12 protein-coding genes are annotated in these 14,027 nt (G+C 65.9%); 7 read left to right on the forward strand and 5 right to left on the reverse strand.

Annotation, left to right across the window (positions count from 1 at the left end):
* Positions 1–57 precede the first annotated feature (57 nt).
* Complete coding sequence (fdx, locus tag FAZ95_RS08585) at positions 58–399, forward strand: ISC system 2Fe-2S type ferredoxin (protein WP_137332060.1); 342 nt, start codon at positions 58–60, stop codon at positions 397–399.
* An 18-nt stretch (positions 400–417) separates the two neighbouring features.
* Entirely contained in the window at positions 418–615 is a 198-nt protein-coding gene (gene iscX, locus FAZ95_RS08590; RefSeq protein ID WP_137332061.1) for a Fe-S cluster assembly protein IscX, read from the forward strand.
* 108 nt (positions 616–723) lie between these two features.
* On the opposite strand, the gene FAZ95_RS08595 is transcribed toward iscX, so the two are convergent.
* The 5 genes from FAZ95_RS08595 to FAZ95_RS08615 all read right to left on the reverse strand — a co-directional run bounded on the left by FAZ95_RS08595 (position 724) and on the right by FAZ95_RS08615 (position 7,364).
* Positions 724–1,506, reverse strand: coding sequence for an outer membrane lipoprotein (locus tag FAZ95_RS08595; protein ID WP_137332062.1), 783 nt, complete (start codon positions 1,504–1,506; stop codon positions 724–726).
* A gap of 233 nt (positions 1,507–1,739) precedes the next feature.
* The gene (gene lysS / locus FAZ95_RS08600) at positions 1,740–3,278 is read right to left on the reverse strand and encodes a lysine--tRNA ligase (RefSeq protein WP_137332063.1); all 1,539 of its coding nucleotides are present in this window, start codon (positions 3,276–3,278) and stop codon (positions 1,740–1,742) included.
* 20 nt (positions 3,279–3,298) lie between these two features.
* A protein-coding gene (gene prfB, locus FAZ95_RS08605; protein WP_137332064.1) for a peptide chain release factor 2 occupies positions 3,299–4,403 on the reverse strand; the annotation gives its coding sequence in 2 pieces (ribosomal slippage) (positions 3,299–4,321 and positions 4,323–4,403; 1,104 coding nt in all).
* Between the two features lie 95 nt (positions 4,404–4,498).
* Positions 4,499–6,214 carry a single-stranded-DNA-specific exonuclease RecJ gene (gene recJ / locus FAZ95_RS08610; protein ID WP_137332065.1) on the reverse strand — a complete coding sequence of 572 codons (1,716 nt, stop codon included), beginning with the start codon at positions 6,212–6,214 and terminating at the stop codon, positions 4,499–4,501.
* A gap of 70 nt (positions 6,215–6,284) precedes the next feature.
* Positions 6,285–7,364, reverse strand: a complete 1,080-nt coding sequence (locus FAZ95_RS08615) for a regulator (protein WP_137332066.1) — start codon at positions 7,362–7,364, stop codon at positions 6,285–6,287.
* Positions 7,365–7,660: 296 nt separating this feature from the next.
* Here FAZ95_RS08615 and FAZ95_RS08620 point away from each other — a divergent pair, with 296 nt between their 5' ends.
* The 5 genes from FAZ95_RS08620 (at position 7,661) to FAZ95_RS08640 (ending at position 13,994) form a co-directional block, all read left to right on the forward strand.
* Positions 7,661–8,914, forward strand: coding sequence for a lipoprotein-releasing ABC transporter permease subunit (locus FAZ95_RS08620; protein WP_137332067.1), 1,254 nt, complete (start codon positions 7,661–7,663; stop codon positions 8,912–8,914).
* A gap of 19 nt (positions 8,915–8,933) precedes the next feature.
* On the forward strand, positions 8,934–9,659 hold the full coding sequence (lolD, locus tag FAZ95_RS08625; RefSeq protein ID WP_254699897.1) for a lipoprotein-releasing ABC transporter ATP-binding protein LolD: 726 nt from the start codon (positions 8,934–8,936) through the stop codon (positions 9,657–9,659).
* 37 nt (positions 9,660–9,696) lie between these two features.
* The gene (locus FAZ95_RS08630) at positions 9,697–10,485 is read left to right on the forward strand and encodes a TatD family hydrolase (RefSeq protein ID WP_137332069.1); all 789 of its coding nucleotides are present in this window, start codon (positions 9,697–9,699) and stop codon (positions 10,483–10,485) included.
* A gap of 91 nt (positions 10,486–10,576) precedes the next feature.
* Entirely contained in the window at positions 10,577–13,075 is a 2,499-nt protein-coding gene (locus tag FAZ95_RS08635) for a DNA internalization-related competence protein ComEC/Rec2 (protein WP_137332070.1), read from the forward strand.
* 103 nt (positions 13,076–13,178) lie between these two features.
* Entirely contained in the window at positions 13,179–13,994 is an 816-nt protein-coding gene (locus tag FAZ95_RS08640; RefSeq protein WP_137332071.1) for an alpha/beta fold hydrolase, read from the forward strand.
* Positions 13,995–14,027 lie beyond the last annotated feature (33 nt).

The raw sequence follows: 14,027 nt of genomic DNA on the forward strand, positions 1-14,027 counted from the left end.
CAACACACGCCGTGGCGCCGTGGCGCCCTGGCACATCATAGTCAAAACGGAATTCGTATGCCTCAAATCGTTGTGCTGCCTCACGTCGAACTGTGCCCGGAAGGGGCCGTGATCGACGCCGTGCCGGGCAAGAGCGTGTGTGACAGCCTGCTCGAGCACGGTATCGAAATCGAGCACGCATGCGAAAAGTCTTGCGCTTGCACCACGTGTCATGTGATCGTGCGCGAAGGGTTCGACGCGCTGACGCCGTCCGAAGAGGACGAAGACGATTTGCTCGACAAGGCTTGGGGGCTCGAGCCGACCTCGCGGCTGTCGTGTCAGACGCTTGTGCCGGAAAGCGAGGATCTCGTCGTCGAGATTCCGCGTTATTCGATCAACCACGCGAAGGAAAATCACTGAACGAAGGAGCGAGAAGCCATGAAGTGGACCGATACGCAAGAAATCGCGATGGCCTTGACCGACAAGCACACGGATATCGATCCGCAATATGTGCGGTTCACCGATTTACATCGCTGGGTCACCGAGCTAGAGGGCTTTGACGACGATCCCAATCGATCGAGCGAGAAGATTCTCGAGGCGATCCAGCTGGCCTGGATCGAAGACGCAGCCGAATAATTTCGATTCGGCAGCGGGCTGACAAAGAAAATGCCGCTTCGCGTTTGCGAAGCGGCATTTTCATGGCGGCGAGCGGCGGGGCCGCTCGACCGGTTCAGCCTGCGCGGTTCAACCTGCGACAAGCGTGCCGTTTTCGATGTGCACGCGCTCGCCTTGCTGGAACGGCGGCGCTTCACGATACGTGAAGTAGCGCGTATGGCCGTTTTCCATCTTCACGCGGACCTGATAGTCGGTTTCGCTGCGCAGATGCTTTTCGACCGCGTTGCCGGCGAAGCCGCCGCCGACTGCGCCGAGCACCGTCATCGCGGCGCGGCCGGTACCGTGGCCGAACATATTGCCGACGACGCCGCCAGCCACTGCGCCGCCGACTGCGCCGACGCCGGTGCCATGGCCTTCCTTCTTGATCGGCACGACCGCTACAACGGTCCCGCAGGTCGCGCAGTAGGCAGGGGCAGGCTGCTGTTGCGGCTGTTGTGCGTACTGTGGTTGCTGTGTGTACTGAGGTTGCGCCGGCTGCTGGCCGTACTGCGGCAGTGCAGGTTGCTCTGCTTGCTGAGCGGGCGCGGCCGGCTCAGCGGGAGCGGCGGGCTGCTGAGCCATCGTTTGCGGCTGCTCTTGAGGGGGCGCGGCCTGCTGCGCTACTTGCTGGCTCGCTTGGCCATTGGCCGGCAGCGTGGCCGGCGCGGACGAATCGACCACGCCTTGCGGTTGTGCCGTCACCGCCGCGGCCTGCGTCTGGTTATCCTGCGCGTCGGAACTCGATGCCTTCGGGAACAAGCCCGTGATCGCCGCGGTGGCGGCGAGGCTCGCGACAATGACGCCCGCCGCCGCAGTGGCGATGAGCGGGTGAAGTCGGCGACGCGGTGTGGTCGGTGCGCTTTGGTTATCCATTTGGGAACCTCCGTCTGAGCAGAGTCGATTTAGCTACGACCATAGTCTCCGCCAAATGGCTCCCGGTTGCGTTTCCATTTGTAACCGTTTCCAACCGGCCCGCCTCACAAGCTTATGCCGCCTCCTCGTGAAATCACGGTCGTTCGAGGGTCGAAAACACAAAAGAAAACTGCCCGACAGACCGCATCGGGCAGCATTTACCGACAGTTACAAATGTCAGCATTAACAATGCATCAATCTTCGCGGCGCAGGTGCGGGAAGAGGATCACGTCGCGGATGCTCGGGCTATCGGTCAAGAGCATCACGAGGCGGTCGATGCCGATGCCGCAGCCGCCCGTCGGGGGCATGCCGTATTCGAGCGCGCGGATGTAGTCGGCGTCGAAGAACATCGCTTCTTCGTCGCCGGCGTCCTTCTGCTCGACTTGCTTCTTGAAGCGCGCGGCCTGATCTTCCGGATCGTTCAGCTCCGAGAAGCCGTTCGCGATTTCGCGGCCGGTCATGAACAGCTCGAAGCGCTCGGTGATGCCCTCGCGCGTGTCCGATGCGCGCGCGAGCGGCGACACTTCGATCGGGTAGTCGACGATGTAGGTCGGCTCCCACAACTGGGACTCGGCGGTCTCTTCGAAGAGCGCGAGCTGTAGTGCGCCGAGGCCGGCGTTCAGGAACGCCGGCTGGTTCGTGTCGACGCCGAACTTCTTCAGCTCGGTGCGCACGAAGGCGGCATCCGACAGCTGGCCGTCGGTGTATTGCGGCGCGTACTTCTGGATCGCCTGCGTGATCGTCAAGCGATGGAACGGCTTCGCGAGATCGAGCTCGCGACCCTGGTAGGTGATCGTTGCGGTACCGAGCGCGTCGATCGCGGCCTGGCGGATCAGTTGCTCGGTGAAGTCCATGAGCCACGTGTACTCGGTGTACGCGGCGTAGAACTCCATCATCGTGAATTCCGGATTGTGACGCGGCGACACGCCTTCGTTACGGAAATTCCGGTTGATCTCGAACACGCGCTCGAAGCCGCCGACGATCAGCCGCTTCAAATAAAGCTCGGGGGCGATGCGCAGAAACATCTGCATATCGAGCGCATTGTGGTGCGTGACGAACGGCTTGGCCGCAGCTCCCCCCGGGATCGGGTGCAGCATCGGCGTCTCGACTTCCATGAAGTTCGCATCCGACATGAACTTGCGGATCGACGACACCGCCTTCGTACGCGCGACGAACGTCTTGCGCGCCTCGGGCGTGACGATCAGGTCGACGTAGCGCTGCCGATAGCGCATTTCCTGGTCGGCGAGGCCGTGGAACTTGTCCGGCAGCGGGCGCAGCGCCTTCGACAAGAGACGCAGCTCGGTGCAGCGCACCGACAGCTCGCCCTTGTTGGTGCGAAAGAGCACGCCGCGCGCCGCGACGATGTCGCCGAGGTCCCACTTCTTGAAGGCTTCATACGTTTCTTCGCCGACGTCCGCAGGCGTGACGAAGAATTGGATCTGGCCCGAGCCGTCGCGCACGGTCGCGAAGCTTGCTTTGCCCATCACGCGCTTGAGCATCATGCGGCCGGCGACGGCCACGTCGAGCGCGGTCGCGTCGAGCGCGTCCTTGTCGGTGTCGGCGTAGTCCGCCTGCAGGTCGCCGGCTTGATGCGTCGGACGGAAGTCGTTAGGAAACGCCACGCCGCGCTCGCGCAGCGCACGCAGTTTCTCGCGGCGCTCGGCGATGATCTGGTTGTCGTCCTGCTCGGGAAGGGCGGCAGGCACGGCGCTCGGCTGGGTCGATTCGGTCATGATGAATTGAATATTTGAACTTAAACGCCTTGCTTGAGGCTGGCGCTGATGAATTCGTCGAGATCGCCGTCGAGCACGCTCTTGGTGTTGCTGATTTCGACGTTGGTGCGCAGATCCTTGATGCGGCTGTTGTCGAGCACGTACGAACGGATCTGGTGGCCCCAGCCCACATCGGACTTGCTCGATTCGAGCTTGTCCTGTTCGGACTGGCGCTTGCGCATTTCCGCTTCGTAGAGGCGCGATTTCAGCATCGCCATCGCCTCGGCGCGGTTGCGGTGCTGCGAGCGGTCGTTCTGGCACTGCACGACGATGCCGCTCGGCATGTGCGTAATCCGCACGGCCGAATCGGTCTTGTTGATGTGCTGGCCGCCCGCGCCCGAGGCGCGGAACGTATCGATGCGCAAATCCGCCGGATTGACGTCGACCTCGAACGAATCGTCGATCTCGGGGTACACGAACACCGACGAGAACGACGTGTGACGGCCGCCCGACGAGTCGAACGGCGACTTGCGCACGAGGCGGTGAATGCCGGTTTCGGTGCGCAAAAAGCCGTACGCGTACTCGCCTTCGACCTTGATCGTCGCGCTCTTGATGCCGGCGACGTCGCCTTCCGATTCTTCGAGCACTTCCGTCTTGAAGCCCTTGCGCTCGCAGTAGCGCAGATACTGGCGCAAGAGCATCGACGCCCAGTCGCACGCTTCGGTGCCGCCGGCGCCGGCTTGAATGTCGATGAACGCGTTGTTCGGGTCGGCCGGGTTCGAGAACATCCGGCGGAATTCCATGTCGGCGACGCGCTGCTCCAGTCCGCCGGCATCGGCTTCGCAGGCGGCGAGCGTGTCGTCGTCGCCTTCCTCGCGGGCCATGTCGAAGAGGTCCTGCGTGTCGCGCAGGTCGTTATCGAGCGCCGTGAGCGTCATCACGACGCCGTCGAGCAGCTTCTTTTCCTTGCCGAGTGCCTGGGCGTGCTTCGAGTCGTTCCAGACGTTCGGGTCTTCGAGTTCCTTGTTGACTTCGGCTAGCCGTGACGCTTTGGCGTCGTAGTCAAAGATACCCCCGTAGCTCGCCTGCGCGATGGCGCAGGTCCGCGAGAGAGCTTTCGATCGCGTTGAGACGTTCCGCTTCCATGTCGATCTTTTCTGCTTCGTAAAAAGGAGAAATTATAGCCGATCGCCATGGCAAGACGGCGGCGCGGACGGTTGCCGGGCGTCAACGCGCCGTCGTCAATCCGCCGCGTGCTCCACGATCAACTGCACGCGCGACACGCCGTTCCACGTGTCGCTCGAGAGCCGGTAGGCGAGTGTCGCGCGCGCGGGCAGCGGGTCGGTGTGGTTGAACCAGATCGCGGAAAAGCGCTGGCGGCCGCGCGCGAGTTGCAGCTTCAAGTGCTTGTCCTTCACGAGCGCCTGCGAGGCGACGTCGAACTCGCCCGAAAACACCGGCGCCGGAAATCCCTGGCCCCAGACGGCGGCATCGAGCATCTCGACGAATTGCGGCGTGAAGTACGCGTCCTCGAGGTCGCCGTCGGTTTCGATCACGCGCGCGAGCGCGTCATCGGTCAGCCACTCGCGGCCGACGGCTTCGAACGCGGCCGTGAAGCGCGGGATATCGGCGGCGGCGAGCGTGAGGCCGGCCGCCATCGCGTGGCCGCCGAACTTGACGATGAGGCCGGGCTCGCGTTTGGCGATCAGATCGAGCGCGTCGCGCAGATGGAAGCCCGCGATCGAGCGGCCCGAGCCCTTCGCGAGCACGCCGGTGTCGTCGGCGGGGGCGAACGTGAACGACGGACGATGAAACTTTTCCTTCAGACGCCCCGCGACGATCCCGATCACGCCCTGGTGCCAGTTCGGATTGAAGAGCGTGATGGTCGCGGTGCCCGCGGGATCGACCGACGACAGATCGTCCAGCGCCTGCTGCTGCATGCCCGCTTCGATCTCGCGGCGCTCGCGGTTCATGGCGTCGAGCTGCTGCGCGAGTTCCCAGGCGCGGCCGACGTCGTCGGTCGTCAGGCACTCGATGCCGAGCGACATGTCGGAGAGGCGTCCGGCCGCATTCAGGCGCGGCCCGAGCGCGAAGCCGAGGTCGAAGCCCGATGCGCTTCTCGCGTCGCGTCCGGCGGCGCGGAAGAGGGCGGCGATGCCCGGTTGCATCCGGCCGTTGCGGATGCGCTGCAGCCCTTGGGCGACCAGCACGCGGTTGTTGCCGTCGAGTTTCACGACGTCCGCGACGGTGCCGAGCGCGACCAGATCGAGCAGACCATCCAGACGCGGCTCGGGGCGCTGGCCGGCGTCCGTGCCGAACAGGCCGCGCTTCCTCAGCTCGGCGCGCAAGGCGAGCAGCACGTAGAACATCACGCCTACGCCCGCGATGCACTTGCTCGGAAATTCGCAGCCAGGCTGGTTCGGATTGACGATCGCGCGGGCCTTCGGCAGCGCGTCGCCGGGCAGGTGGTGATCGGTGACGAGGACGTCGATATCGAGCGCGTTCGCCGCCTCGACGCCGTCGACGCTCGCGATGCCGTTGTCCACGGTGATCAGCAGATCGGGCTTGCCGCCTTTGCGGGTTGCCGCGAGTTCGACGATCTCGGGCGTGAGGCCGTAGCCGTATTCGAAGCGGTTCGGCACGAGGTAGTCGATTTGCGCGCCGAGCATGCGCAAGCCGCGCACGGCCACCGCGCAGGCGGTCGCGCCGTCGCAGTCGTAATCGGCGACGACGAGCATGCGCCGATTCTGTTCGAGCGCGTCGGCGAGCAGAACGGCGGCGTCGGCGCAGCCCTTGAGGGTGAGCGGCGGCACGAGCCGCGTGAGGGCGGTTTCGATTTCGTCGGGCTGGCACACGCCGCGGGCGGCGTACAAGCGGGCGAGCACGGGGTGAAGTCCGTGGCGGATCAACGCTTGCGCGTCGGCGGGAGACGACGCGCGGGTCACGATTCGGGTCATGCGGTCAAGCCGAAAAAGGAGCGGGCGAACGCGCGCGGCGTGGCGCGCGGAGCGGATCGCCCGCCGAGTGTCATTCGAAGAGCGACGCCAGCACGCGGCGGCGCCAGAATTTGCGCAGGTCGCCGCGCGTGACGGTGAGCGTCGACGAGCCGGTGTCGCCGCAAAGCGTCAAGCCCAGTTCGCCGAGGCGGCCCGCCTGCAGTGCGGCCAGCGCCGGAGCGAACCAGTCGCGCTCGAGCGTGTTCAGCGCGGCATTCCAGCGCGCCCAGTCCTGTTCGATGAAGGGCGACGAGAACGGGTCCAGCTCGACGAGCGTGGTGCCGTCGGCGTTCGCTTGCAGCGCGTCGAACGAAGCCGGCGGCGGACCTGCTTCGACGCCCGCGGCAAGCGCGAGCCCGCGCGTGGCCGCTGCATCGGAAAGCACCCGCGCAAACGGGCTCTTGAGCGCTTGCGCCGCGCCTTGCGCATGCATCCAGATCGAATTGACCGCGGGCAGTCCGCGAGCCTCGCGCGCTTCGTTCACGGGATGCTCGAACCACGCCATCTGCACTTCGTTCTGCAGCTTCATCCAGGCGCGCGAGCGCTGACCGGTATGCGCTTCGTGCGGCAGCCAGATCTCGATGTTGCGTCCGCTCGCGCGCAGCGGGGACGCGCCGGCCAGCGCGCCGAACATGTCGCTCGACAGGTACCAGCGCGTCGGTCGTGGCGCTTCGATGCGCACGCCGAGTTCCTCGACGAGCGGCTTGGCGACCGCCAGGAGCGTCGCGGCTTCGTTTTCGGACAACTCGAGCGAGGCCGGATCGATCAGCACCAGGTGGTCGTGAGCGATGCGCACGTGCACCGGCTGCACGCAGGCCCAGACGGCGTCGCCGGGCGTGCCGCCGTCGGCGAGCAGCATGTAGGGCGCAAGCGGCGCTTCGTCGTCGGCACTCGACGCAACGGCGCCGAACTGGCGCGCGACCCAGCGCTCATGCGGCAGCGTGCGCTGAAAATCTTCACCGGCGACGCGCTCGACGAGGCTCGCGCGCGCCAGCAACTTTCCGAGCGCCGGGCTCTCCAAGTTGTGCAGTGCGGTAGAGGCGTCGGCGGCCGTCGGCAGCGCGAAGGGCAGGAGGAAGTGGAGGCGGTTGGCGTGCATGATGGTGCGCATTGTATGGCAAACTTCGCGCTTGATTGACGGCTGAGGCTGTGGCGGGCACTCGCGGTGCGAGCGTGTTCGGACCAGCGCGCTGAGGGGCGGCGCTCGAATACGCCGGCTTTTTTCGCGCGGTTTGGCGTTGCACCGCAGCGTCGCGGGCGGCCATCGGAATCCGTCCGCGAATCCGTCCGCGCGGGGGCCGCGTATCATTGCATGCGTGCTTGCGCGCGGCGACCAGGCCGGCGCAATGCGTGCCTCACGCGATGTCTGCGCGCCCCGCGCGCCGAAAGAACACACTAAGGATTGGCTTGAAACTTCCCTACGAATGGCAGATCGGCTGGCGCTACACGCGCGCCGGCAAACGCACGACCGGCAACGGCTTCATCTCGTTCATCGCGCTCGTTTCCATGTCGGGCATCGCGCTCGGCGTCGCGGCGCTGATCGTCGTGCTGTCGGTGATGAACGGCTTCCAGAAAGAGGTGCGCGACCGCATGCTGTCGGTGCTCGCGCATGTCGAGATCTTTTCGCCCACCGGCTCGATGCCGAATTGGCAATTGACCGCACAGGAGGCCAAGCAGAACAAGCAAGTGATCGGCGCGGCGCCGTATGTCGACGCGCAGGCGCTGCTCACGCGCCAGGACGCCGTGAGCGGCGTCGCGCTGCGCGGCGTCGAGCCGTCGCTCGAACCGCAGGTGTCCGACATCGGCAAGGAGATGCGCGCCGGCAGCCTGAACGCACTCGAGCCGGGCTCGTTCGGCATAGTGCTCGGCGCGGATCTCGCCGCGAGCCTGGGCGTGTCGGTCGACGACAAAGTCACGCTCGTCGCGCCCGAAGGCACCATCACGCCGGCCGGCATGCTGCCGCGCTTGAAGCAGTTCACCGTGGTCGGCGTGTTCGAATCCGGCCACTACGAATACGACAGCACGCTCGCGCTGATCAACATCCGCGATGCCGAGGCGCTGTTCCGGCTGCAGGCGCCAACGGGCGTGCGGCTGCGTCTCACGGACATGCAAAAGGCGCCGGAGGTCGCGCGGGAGCTCACGCATCAACTGTCGGGCGATCTCTACATCCGCGACTGGACGCAGCAGAACAAGACCTGGTTCTCGGCGGTGCAGATCGAAAAGCGGATGATGTTCATCATCCTCACGCTGATCATCGCGGTGGCGGCGTTCAATCTCGTGTCGTCGCTCGTGATGACCGTCACCAACAAGCAGGCCGATATCGCGATCCTGCGCACGCTCGGCGCGCAGCCCGGGTCGATCATGAAGATCTTCGTCGTGCAGGGCGTCACGATCGGCTTCGTCGGCACGGCGACGGGCGTCGCGCTCGGCTGCCTGATCGCGTGGAGCATTCCGTGGCTCGTGCCGATGATCGAGCATCTGTTCCACGTGCAGTTCCTGCCGCCGTCGGTGTACTTCATCAGCGAGCTGCCGTCCGAGCTCGTGCCGGGGGATGTCGTGAAGATCGGCATCATTGCGTTCGTCCTGTCGGCGTTGGCGACGCTCTATCCGAGCTGGCGCGGCGCGAAGGTGCGTCCGGCGGAGGCGCTGCGCTATGAATGAGCAAGTCATCGAACAACCCATGACGGGCGCTACGGCTTTGGAAAAGAATTCAAACGATTACGTGCTCGAAGCGAGCGGCATCTCGAAAGCGTTCATTCAGGGCGGGCTCAACGTGCCGGTGCTGAACAACGCGCACCTCTCGGTGCGGCGCGGCGAGAAGCTCGCGATCGTCGGCGCTTCGGGTTCGGGCAAGAGCACGCTGCTGCACGTGCTGGGCGGACTCGACGAGCCCACCGCGGGGCAGGTGTCGCTGCTCGGCAAGCCGTTCACGAAGCTCGCCGAGCGCGAGCGCAACGATTTGCGCAACCGCGCGCTCGGCTTCGTCTATCAGTTCCACCATTTGCTGCCGGAATTCAGTGCGCTCGATAACGTGGCGATGCCGCTGCGCATCCGGCGCATGCCGACGGAAGAGGCGCGCCGCGACGCCTTGGCGACGCTCGAGCGCGTCGGCCTCGCGCATCGCGCGAAGCATCGGCCGGGCGAGCTGTCGGGAGGGGAGCGCCAACGCGTCGCGATTGCACGCGCGCTCGTCACGAAGCCCGCCTGCGTGCTCGCCGACGAACCGACCGGCAACCTCGACGGCAGCACCGCCGATGCGGTTTTCAACCTGATGCTCGAGCTGTCGGAGACGCTTGAAACGAGCTTCGTGATCGTCACGCACGATACGGACCTCGCCGCGCGTTGCGATCGCATCCTGCGTTTGCGCGACGGTGTGCTGCACGAAGAGCCGTCGGTTCCCGTTTGACGCTTTGAACGCGCCGGCGCGCGACATTCACCTCGCTATGTGGATAGACACGCACTGCCATCTCGATGCCTCCGAGTTCGACGCGGATCGCGACGAGGTGGCGCGCGCGGCGCATGACGCGGGCGTATCGCGGGTTGTAATTCCGAGCGTCGGGCGCGGCAACTTCGAGACCGTGCGGGAGTTGGCGCAGCGTGTCCCGGGCGCGGTCTATGCGCTCGGCATCCATCCGCTCTACACGCCGCGCGCAGTCGATGCCGATCTCGACAGATTGCGCATGGAGATCGAAGCCAGTCTGGCGGATCCGCGCTTTGTCGGCATCGGCGAGATCGGTCTTGACTACTTCGTGCCGGGGCTCGACGACGCCAGGCAGCAGTTCTTCTACAACGAGCAATTGAAGCTCGCGCGCGAATTCGATTTGCCAGTGATCTGCCATGTGCGCAAGTCGCAGGACCAGGTGTTGAAGGGCCTGCGCCGGCAAGCCGTGAGCCGCGGTATCGCGCATGCCTTCAACGGCAGTTTTCAGCAGGCTCAGGCGTTCATCGATCAAGGCATGCATCTGGGCTTTGGCGGAAACGTCACGTTTGAACGCGCGCTGCAGATACGTCGCCTGGCGGAGCAGTTGCCGCTCGAGGCGATCGTGCTCGAGACCGATGCGCCCGATATCCCGCCTGCCTGGCGCTATAAAGCGCGCAACACGCCCGACCAGATTCCGCGCATCGGCGCTGTGCTTGCCGAGCTGCGCGGCATCGATGAAAACGCGCTTGCACTAGGCACAATGGCTAACGCGCGCGCTGCGCTGCCGCGGCTCGCGCTTTCGTCCGCATAATCTTTCCTCGTGGTTCGCGCTGCGCCGGACACGTGCGCGGCATCTCACCGATGGCTTGTGCTCGACGCAGCGCCTTTCGAACGGAGGGCGGATGCGTGCGGTCCTGTGCGGATTTGCGTTGGGCGTTTTCGTGTTGCAACAGCAGCCGGCTTTGCCCGGTGCGTTGGCATGGAGCGTGAGCGCGCTGTTGTTTGTCGCGGCCGTTGCGTTTGCGCGATGGGTGTTCAGGCGCGAAGCGCGCTGGCTTCGCCGAGCGGGGTTCTGCGCGATCGTTGTTGGCGCCGCGCTTGTGGGCTTCGGCTATGCCGCGATGCGCGCCGAGGTCCGTTTGCGCGATGCGTTGCCGGTGTCGTGGGAGGGGCGCGATATCGAATTGGCCGGTCATATTCGCGGCTTGCCTGTACGCGACGCGAACGGTGTGCGATTTCTGTTTGCTGTCGATACCGACGAAGCGCGACGCACTACCGGTATTCCCCATTTCCCTCCGACGATTCAACTGACATGGATCGACCGCACTCGCGCGCCGGCCGCGCTGCCGCTGCTCGCCCCCGGCGACCGCTGGCGTCTGATCGTGCGCTTGAAGCGGCCGCACGGCAACGCGAACTTCGGCGTGCGCGATCCGGAAGCCGCGCTGCTTGCGCGCAATGTGCGCGCGACGGGGTATGTCTCGGCGGCGTCGGCGGCCGGTGCGCGGCGCTTGCCGGGCAGGGCGAGCGGTGTGGGCCTGACGATCGATCGCTGGCGCTTTGCGCTGAGAGCGCGAATCGACACGGTGCTCGCCGAGGCGCCGCATCGCGGCATCGTGACCGCGCTCGCAGTCGGCGCACAGGACGCCGTCAGCGCCGAGGACTGGCTCCTGATGCGCAACACAGGCACGAGTCATCTGATTGCGATCTCGGGTTTGCACATCGGCCTGGTCGCGGGGCTGTGCGCGGCGCTGGCGGGATGGTTGTGGCGACGCTCGTGTTTTCTCGCGCGCGTGACTCGGCGCGATTGGCCACTCATCGTGCCCGCGCAAATCGTTGCGGCGCTGGCGGGCGCGGCCGTTGCGGCGTTCTACGCCGCGCTTGCCGGTTTCAACGTGCCCGCGCAGCGTGCGTTGTGGATGCTGACCGTGGTGAGCATCGCGTTTGTGAGCGGACGCAGCGTGGCGCCGTCGATGGTGCTTGCGTGGGCGTTGTCGATCGTGCTGCTCGCCGACCCCTGGGCGGTGGTCACGCCCGGCTTCTGGCTGTCATTTTGCGCGGTAGCGGCGATCCTGCTCGTCGTGCACGGACATCTGCGCGTGCGAGCGGAACCGCAGTGGGAAGACGACGAACCTCCGCGGTCGCGCGTATCGCGAGCGTTCGCCGTCGTGCGCCGCCGACTGATGCGCTTGCGCGAACGGCTGTTGAGCGCCGCACGCGTTCAATATGCAGTGACGCTAGGGCTCGCGCCGCTCACCGTCTATTGGTTTTCGCAGATTCCGCTGATCGGCCCGTTCGCAAACGCATTCGCGATTCCGTGGGTGAGCGTGCTCGTCACGCCGACCGTGCTGGTGGGCGTGGTCTTGCCCGCGCCGCTCGACGCATGGGCTTTTCGTGCCGCGCATGCGCTAGTCGAAGCGCTGGCGGCGGCGCTGCAGGCGCTGTCGGGCCCGGCTTGGACCATCTGGCGCTTGCCGCAGCCGGACACGTGGGCGCTCTCCGCCGCCGCGCTTGGCGTCGTCTGGTGCCTGATGCCGCGCGGCTGGCCGCTGCGCTGGGCCGCGCCGTTGACGTGGCTGCCGCTCCTCATGCCGCCGCCGGCCGGGCCGTCTGCGGGCACGTTCCGCGTGACCGCGCTCGATATCGGCCAAGGGATGTCGGTCCTGATCGAAACAGCGCACCACGCGCTCTTGTTCGACACCGGTCCTGGTCCGGAGTCGACGCACGCGGGCGAGCGGATCGTCGTGCCGTTCCTGCAGGCGAACGGCGTGCGCTCGCTCGATGCGCTCGTGATCAGCCACGCGGATTCCGATCACGCCGGCGGCGCCGATGCCGTGCTGCAAGCCATCCCCGTCCGCCAACTGCTCGCTGGCCTGCCGCCATCGAATCGCCTATGGGGCGCGGCGAGCAGGGCAGGCGCGGATACGCTGCGCTGCGCAGCCGGTCAGCGCTGGCAATGGGACGGTGTCGAGTTCACGACGCTCTGGCCCGATCCGGGGCCGCTCCCGAAAGTGTCGAACGCGCAGTCGTGCGTGCTGCGCGTCGTGGCGCCCGGCATCTCTGCGCTGCTGACCGGCGACGTCGACGCGCCATCCGAACGCGTGCTGGTGGCCCGCGCAAGGGACGCACTGCGCGCACAGGTGCTCGTCGTGCCGCACCACGGCAGCAAGAGCTCGTCGACCGAACCGTTCCTCGACTCTATTGATCCGCTGATTGCCGTATTTCAGGTAGGCTATTTAAATCGTTATCACCATCCGAATCCAAGCGTGTGGGCGCGCTACGCGGCGCGCAACATCGAGCTGACCCGCAGCGATCGCGACGGGGCGGTGCGCATCGATTCGAATGGCGGCGCGCTCGTGCTCGAACGCTATCGCGAGACGCATCGCCGTTACTGGATGGATTGACGAGCCGAGCAGAAAGATCCGGCACGAAGATCGACACCAAGACCAAGACCGCACCTGCGCACGCACGAGACCCGCGCAGACAACCATCAGGAGGCAGCGGCGCGTGAAAAACATCATCCATTTCTCGCACGCGAACGGCTTTCCCGCGTCCACCTACCGCACGATCTTCGCGGAGCTCGCCGACGACTACGAACTGCGCTATATCGAGCGCATCGGTCATGATGCGCGCTACCCCGTGACCAGCGACTGGCCGCATCTCGTCGAGCAGCTGCTCGAAGACATCGATCGCACCTATCGGCATCCGGTGTGGCTCGTCGGTCATTCGCTCGGCGGGTATCTCTCGCTGATGGCCGCGCTGAAAAGGCCGCAGTGGGTGCGCGGCGTCGTGATGCTCGATTCGCCGGTGATCGCCGGCTGGCGCGCGAGCGTGCTGCGCGTCACGCAATGGACCGGGCTCGATGAGCGGCTCTCGCCCGCGGCCGCGACGCGCACGCGCCGCACGCAATGGGCGAGCCGCGAGGAGGCGTGGCGGCATTTTCACTCGAAGCCGGCGTTCGCGCGCTGGGACGAGCGCGTGCTGTCCGACTACATCGACTTCGGCATTCCGCAGACCGCCGCGGACGGCACCCGCACGCTCGCGTTCGACCGGCAGGTCGAATACGTGATCTACCGGACGCTGCCGCGCACGCTCGGCGCCCGGCTTGCGCACGGCTCGCCGGTACCCGTCGCCTTCATCGCCGGCAAGCACTCGAAGGAAATCCGTCAGGTCGGTCTCGACGCCACGCGGCGCGTGACGGGCGGGCACATCGAATGGCTCGACGGCAGCCACTTGTTCCCGATGGAAAAGCCGCTCGAAACGGCGCGTGCGCTGCAGCGGGCGCTGCACGAATTGCAAGCGCGCGAACTGAGTGCGGCGTGACCTTCGGTCACGACAGCGTCACATGTGCCGTGT

This window comes from Trinickia violacea (assembly GCF_005280735.1).
In the GTDB taxonomy this organism is placed as follows: domain Bacteria; phylum Pseudomonadota; class Gammaproteobacteria; order Burkholderiales; family Burkholderiaceae; genus Trinickia_A; species Trinickia_A violacea.

Coding starts and splice junctions, on each gene's coding strand:
- iscX (WP_137332061.1), top strand. CDS start 418: ATGAAGTGGACCGATACGCAAGAAATCGCGATGGCCTTGACCGACAAG.
- lysS (WP_137332063.1), bottom strand. CDS start 3,278: ATGACCGAATCGACCCAGCCGAGCGCCGTGCCTGCCGCCCTTCCCGAG.
- recJ (WP_137332065.1), bottom strand. CDS start 6,214: ATGACCCGAATCGTGACCCGCGCGTCGTCTCCCGCCGACGCGCAAGCG.
- FAZ95_RS08630 (WP_137332069.1), top strand. CDS start 9,697: ATGTGGATAGACACGCACTGCCATCTCGATGCCTCCGAGTTCGACGCG.
- FAZ95_RS08615 (WP_137332066.1), bottom strand. CDS start 7,364: ATGCGCACCATCATGCACGCCAACCGCCTCCACTTCCTCCTGCCCTTC.
- FAZ95_RS08595 (WP_137332062.1), bottom strand. CDS start 1,506: ATGGATAACCAAAGCGCACCGACCACACCGCGTCGCCGACTTCACCCG.
- lolD (WP_254699897.1), top strand. CDS start 8,934: ATGACGGGCGCTACGGCTTTGGAAAAGAATTCAAACGATTACGTGCTC.
- fdx (WP_137332060.1), top strand. CDS start 58: ATGCCTCAAATCGTTGTGCTGCCTCACGTCGAACTGTGCCCGGAAGGG.
- FAZ95_RS08635 (WP_137332070.1), top strand. CDS start 10,577: ATGCGTGCGGTCCTGTGCGGATTTGCGTTGGGCGTTTTCGTGTTGCAA.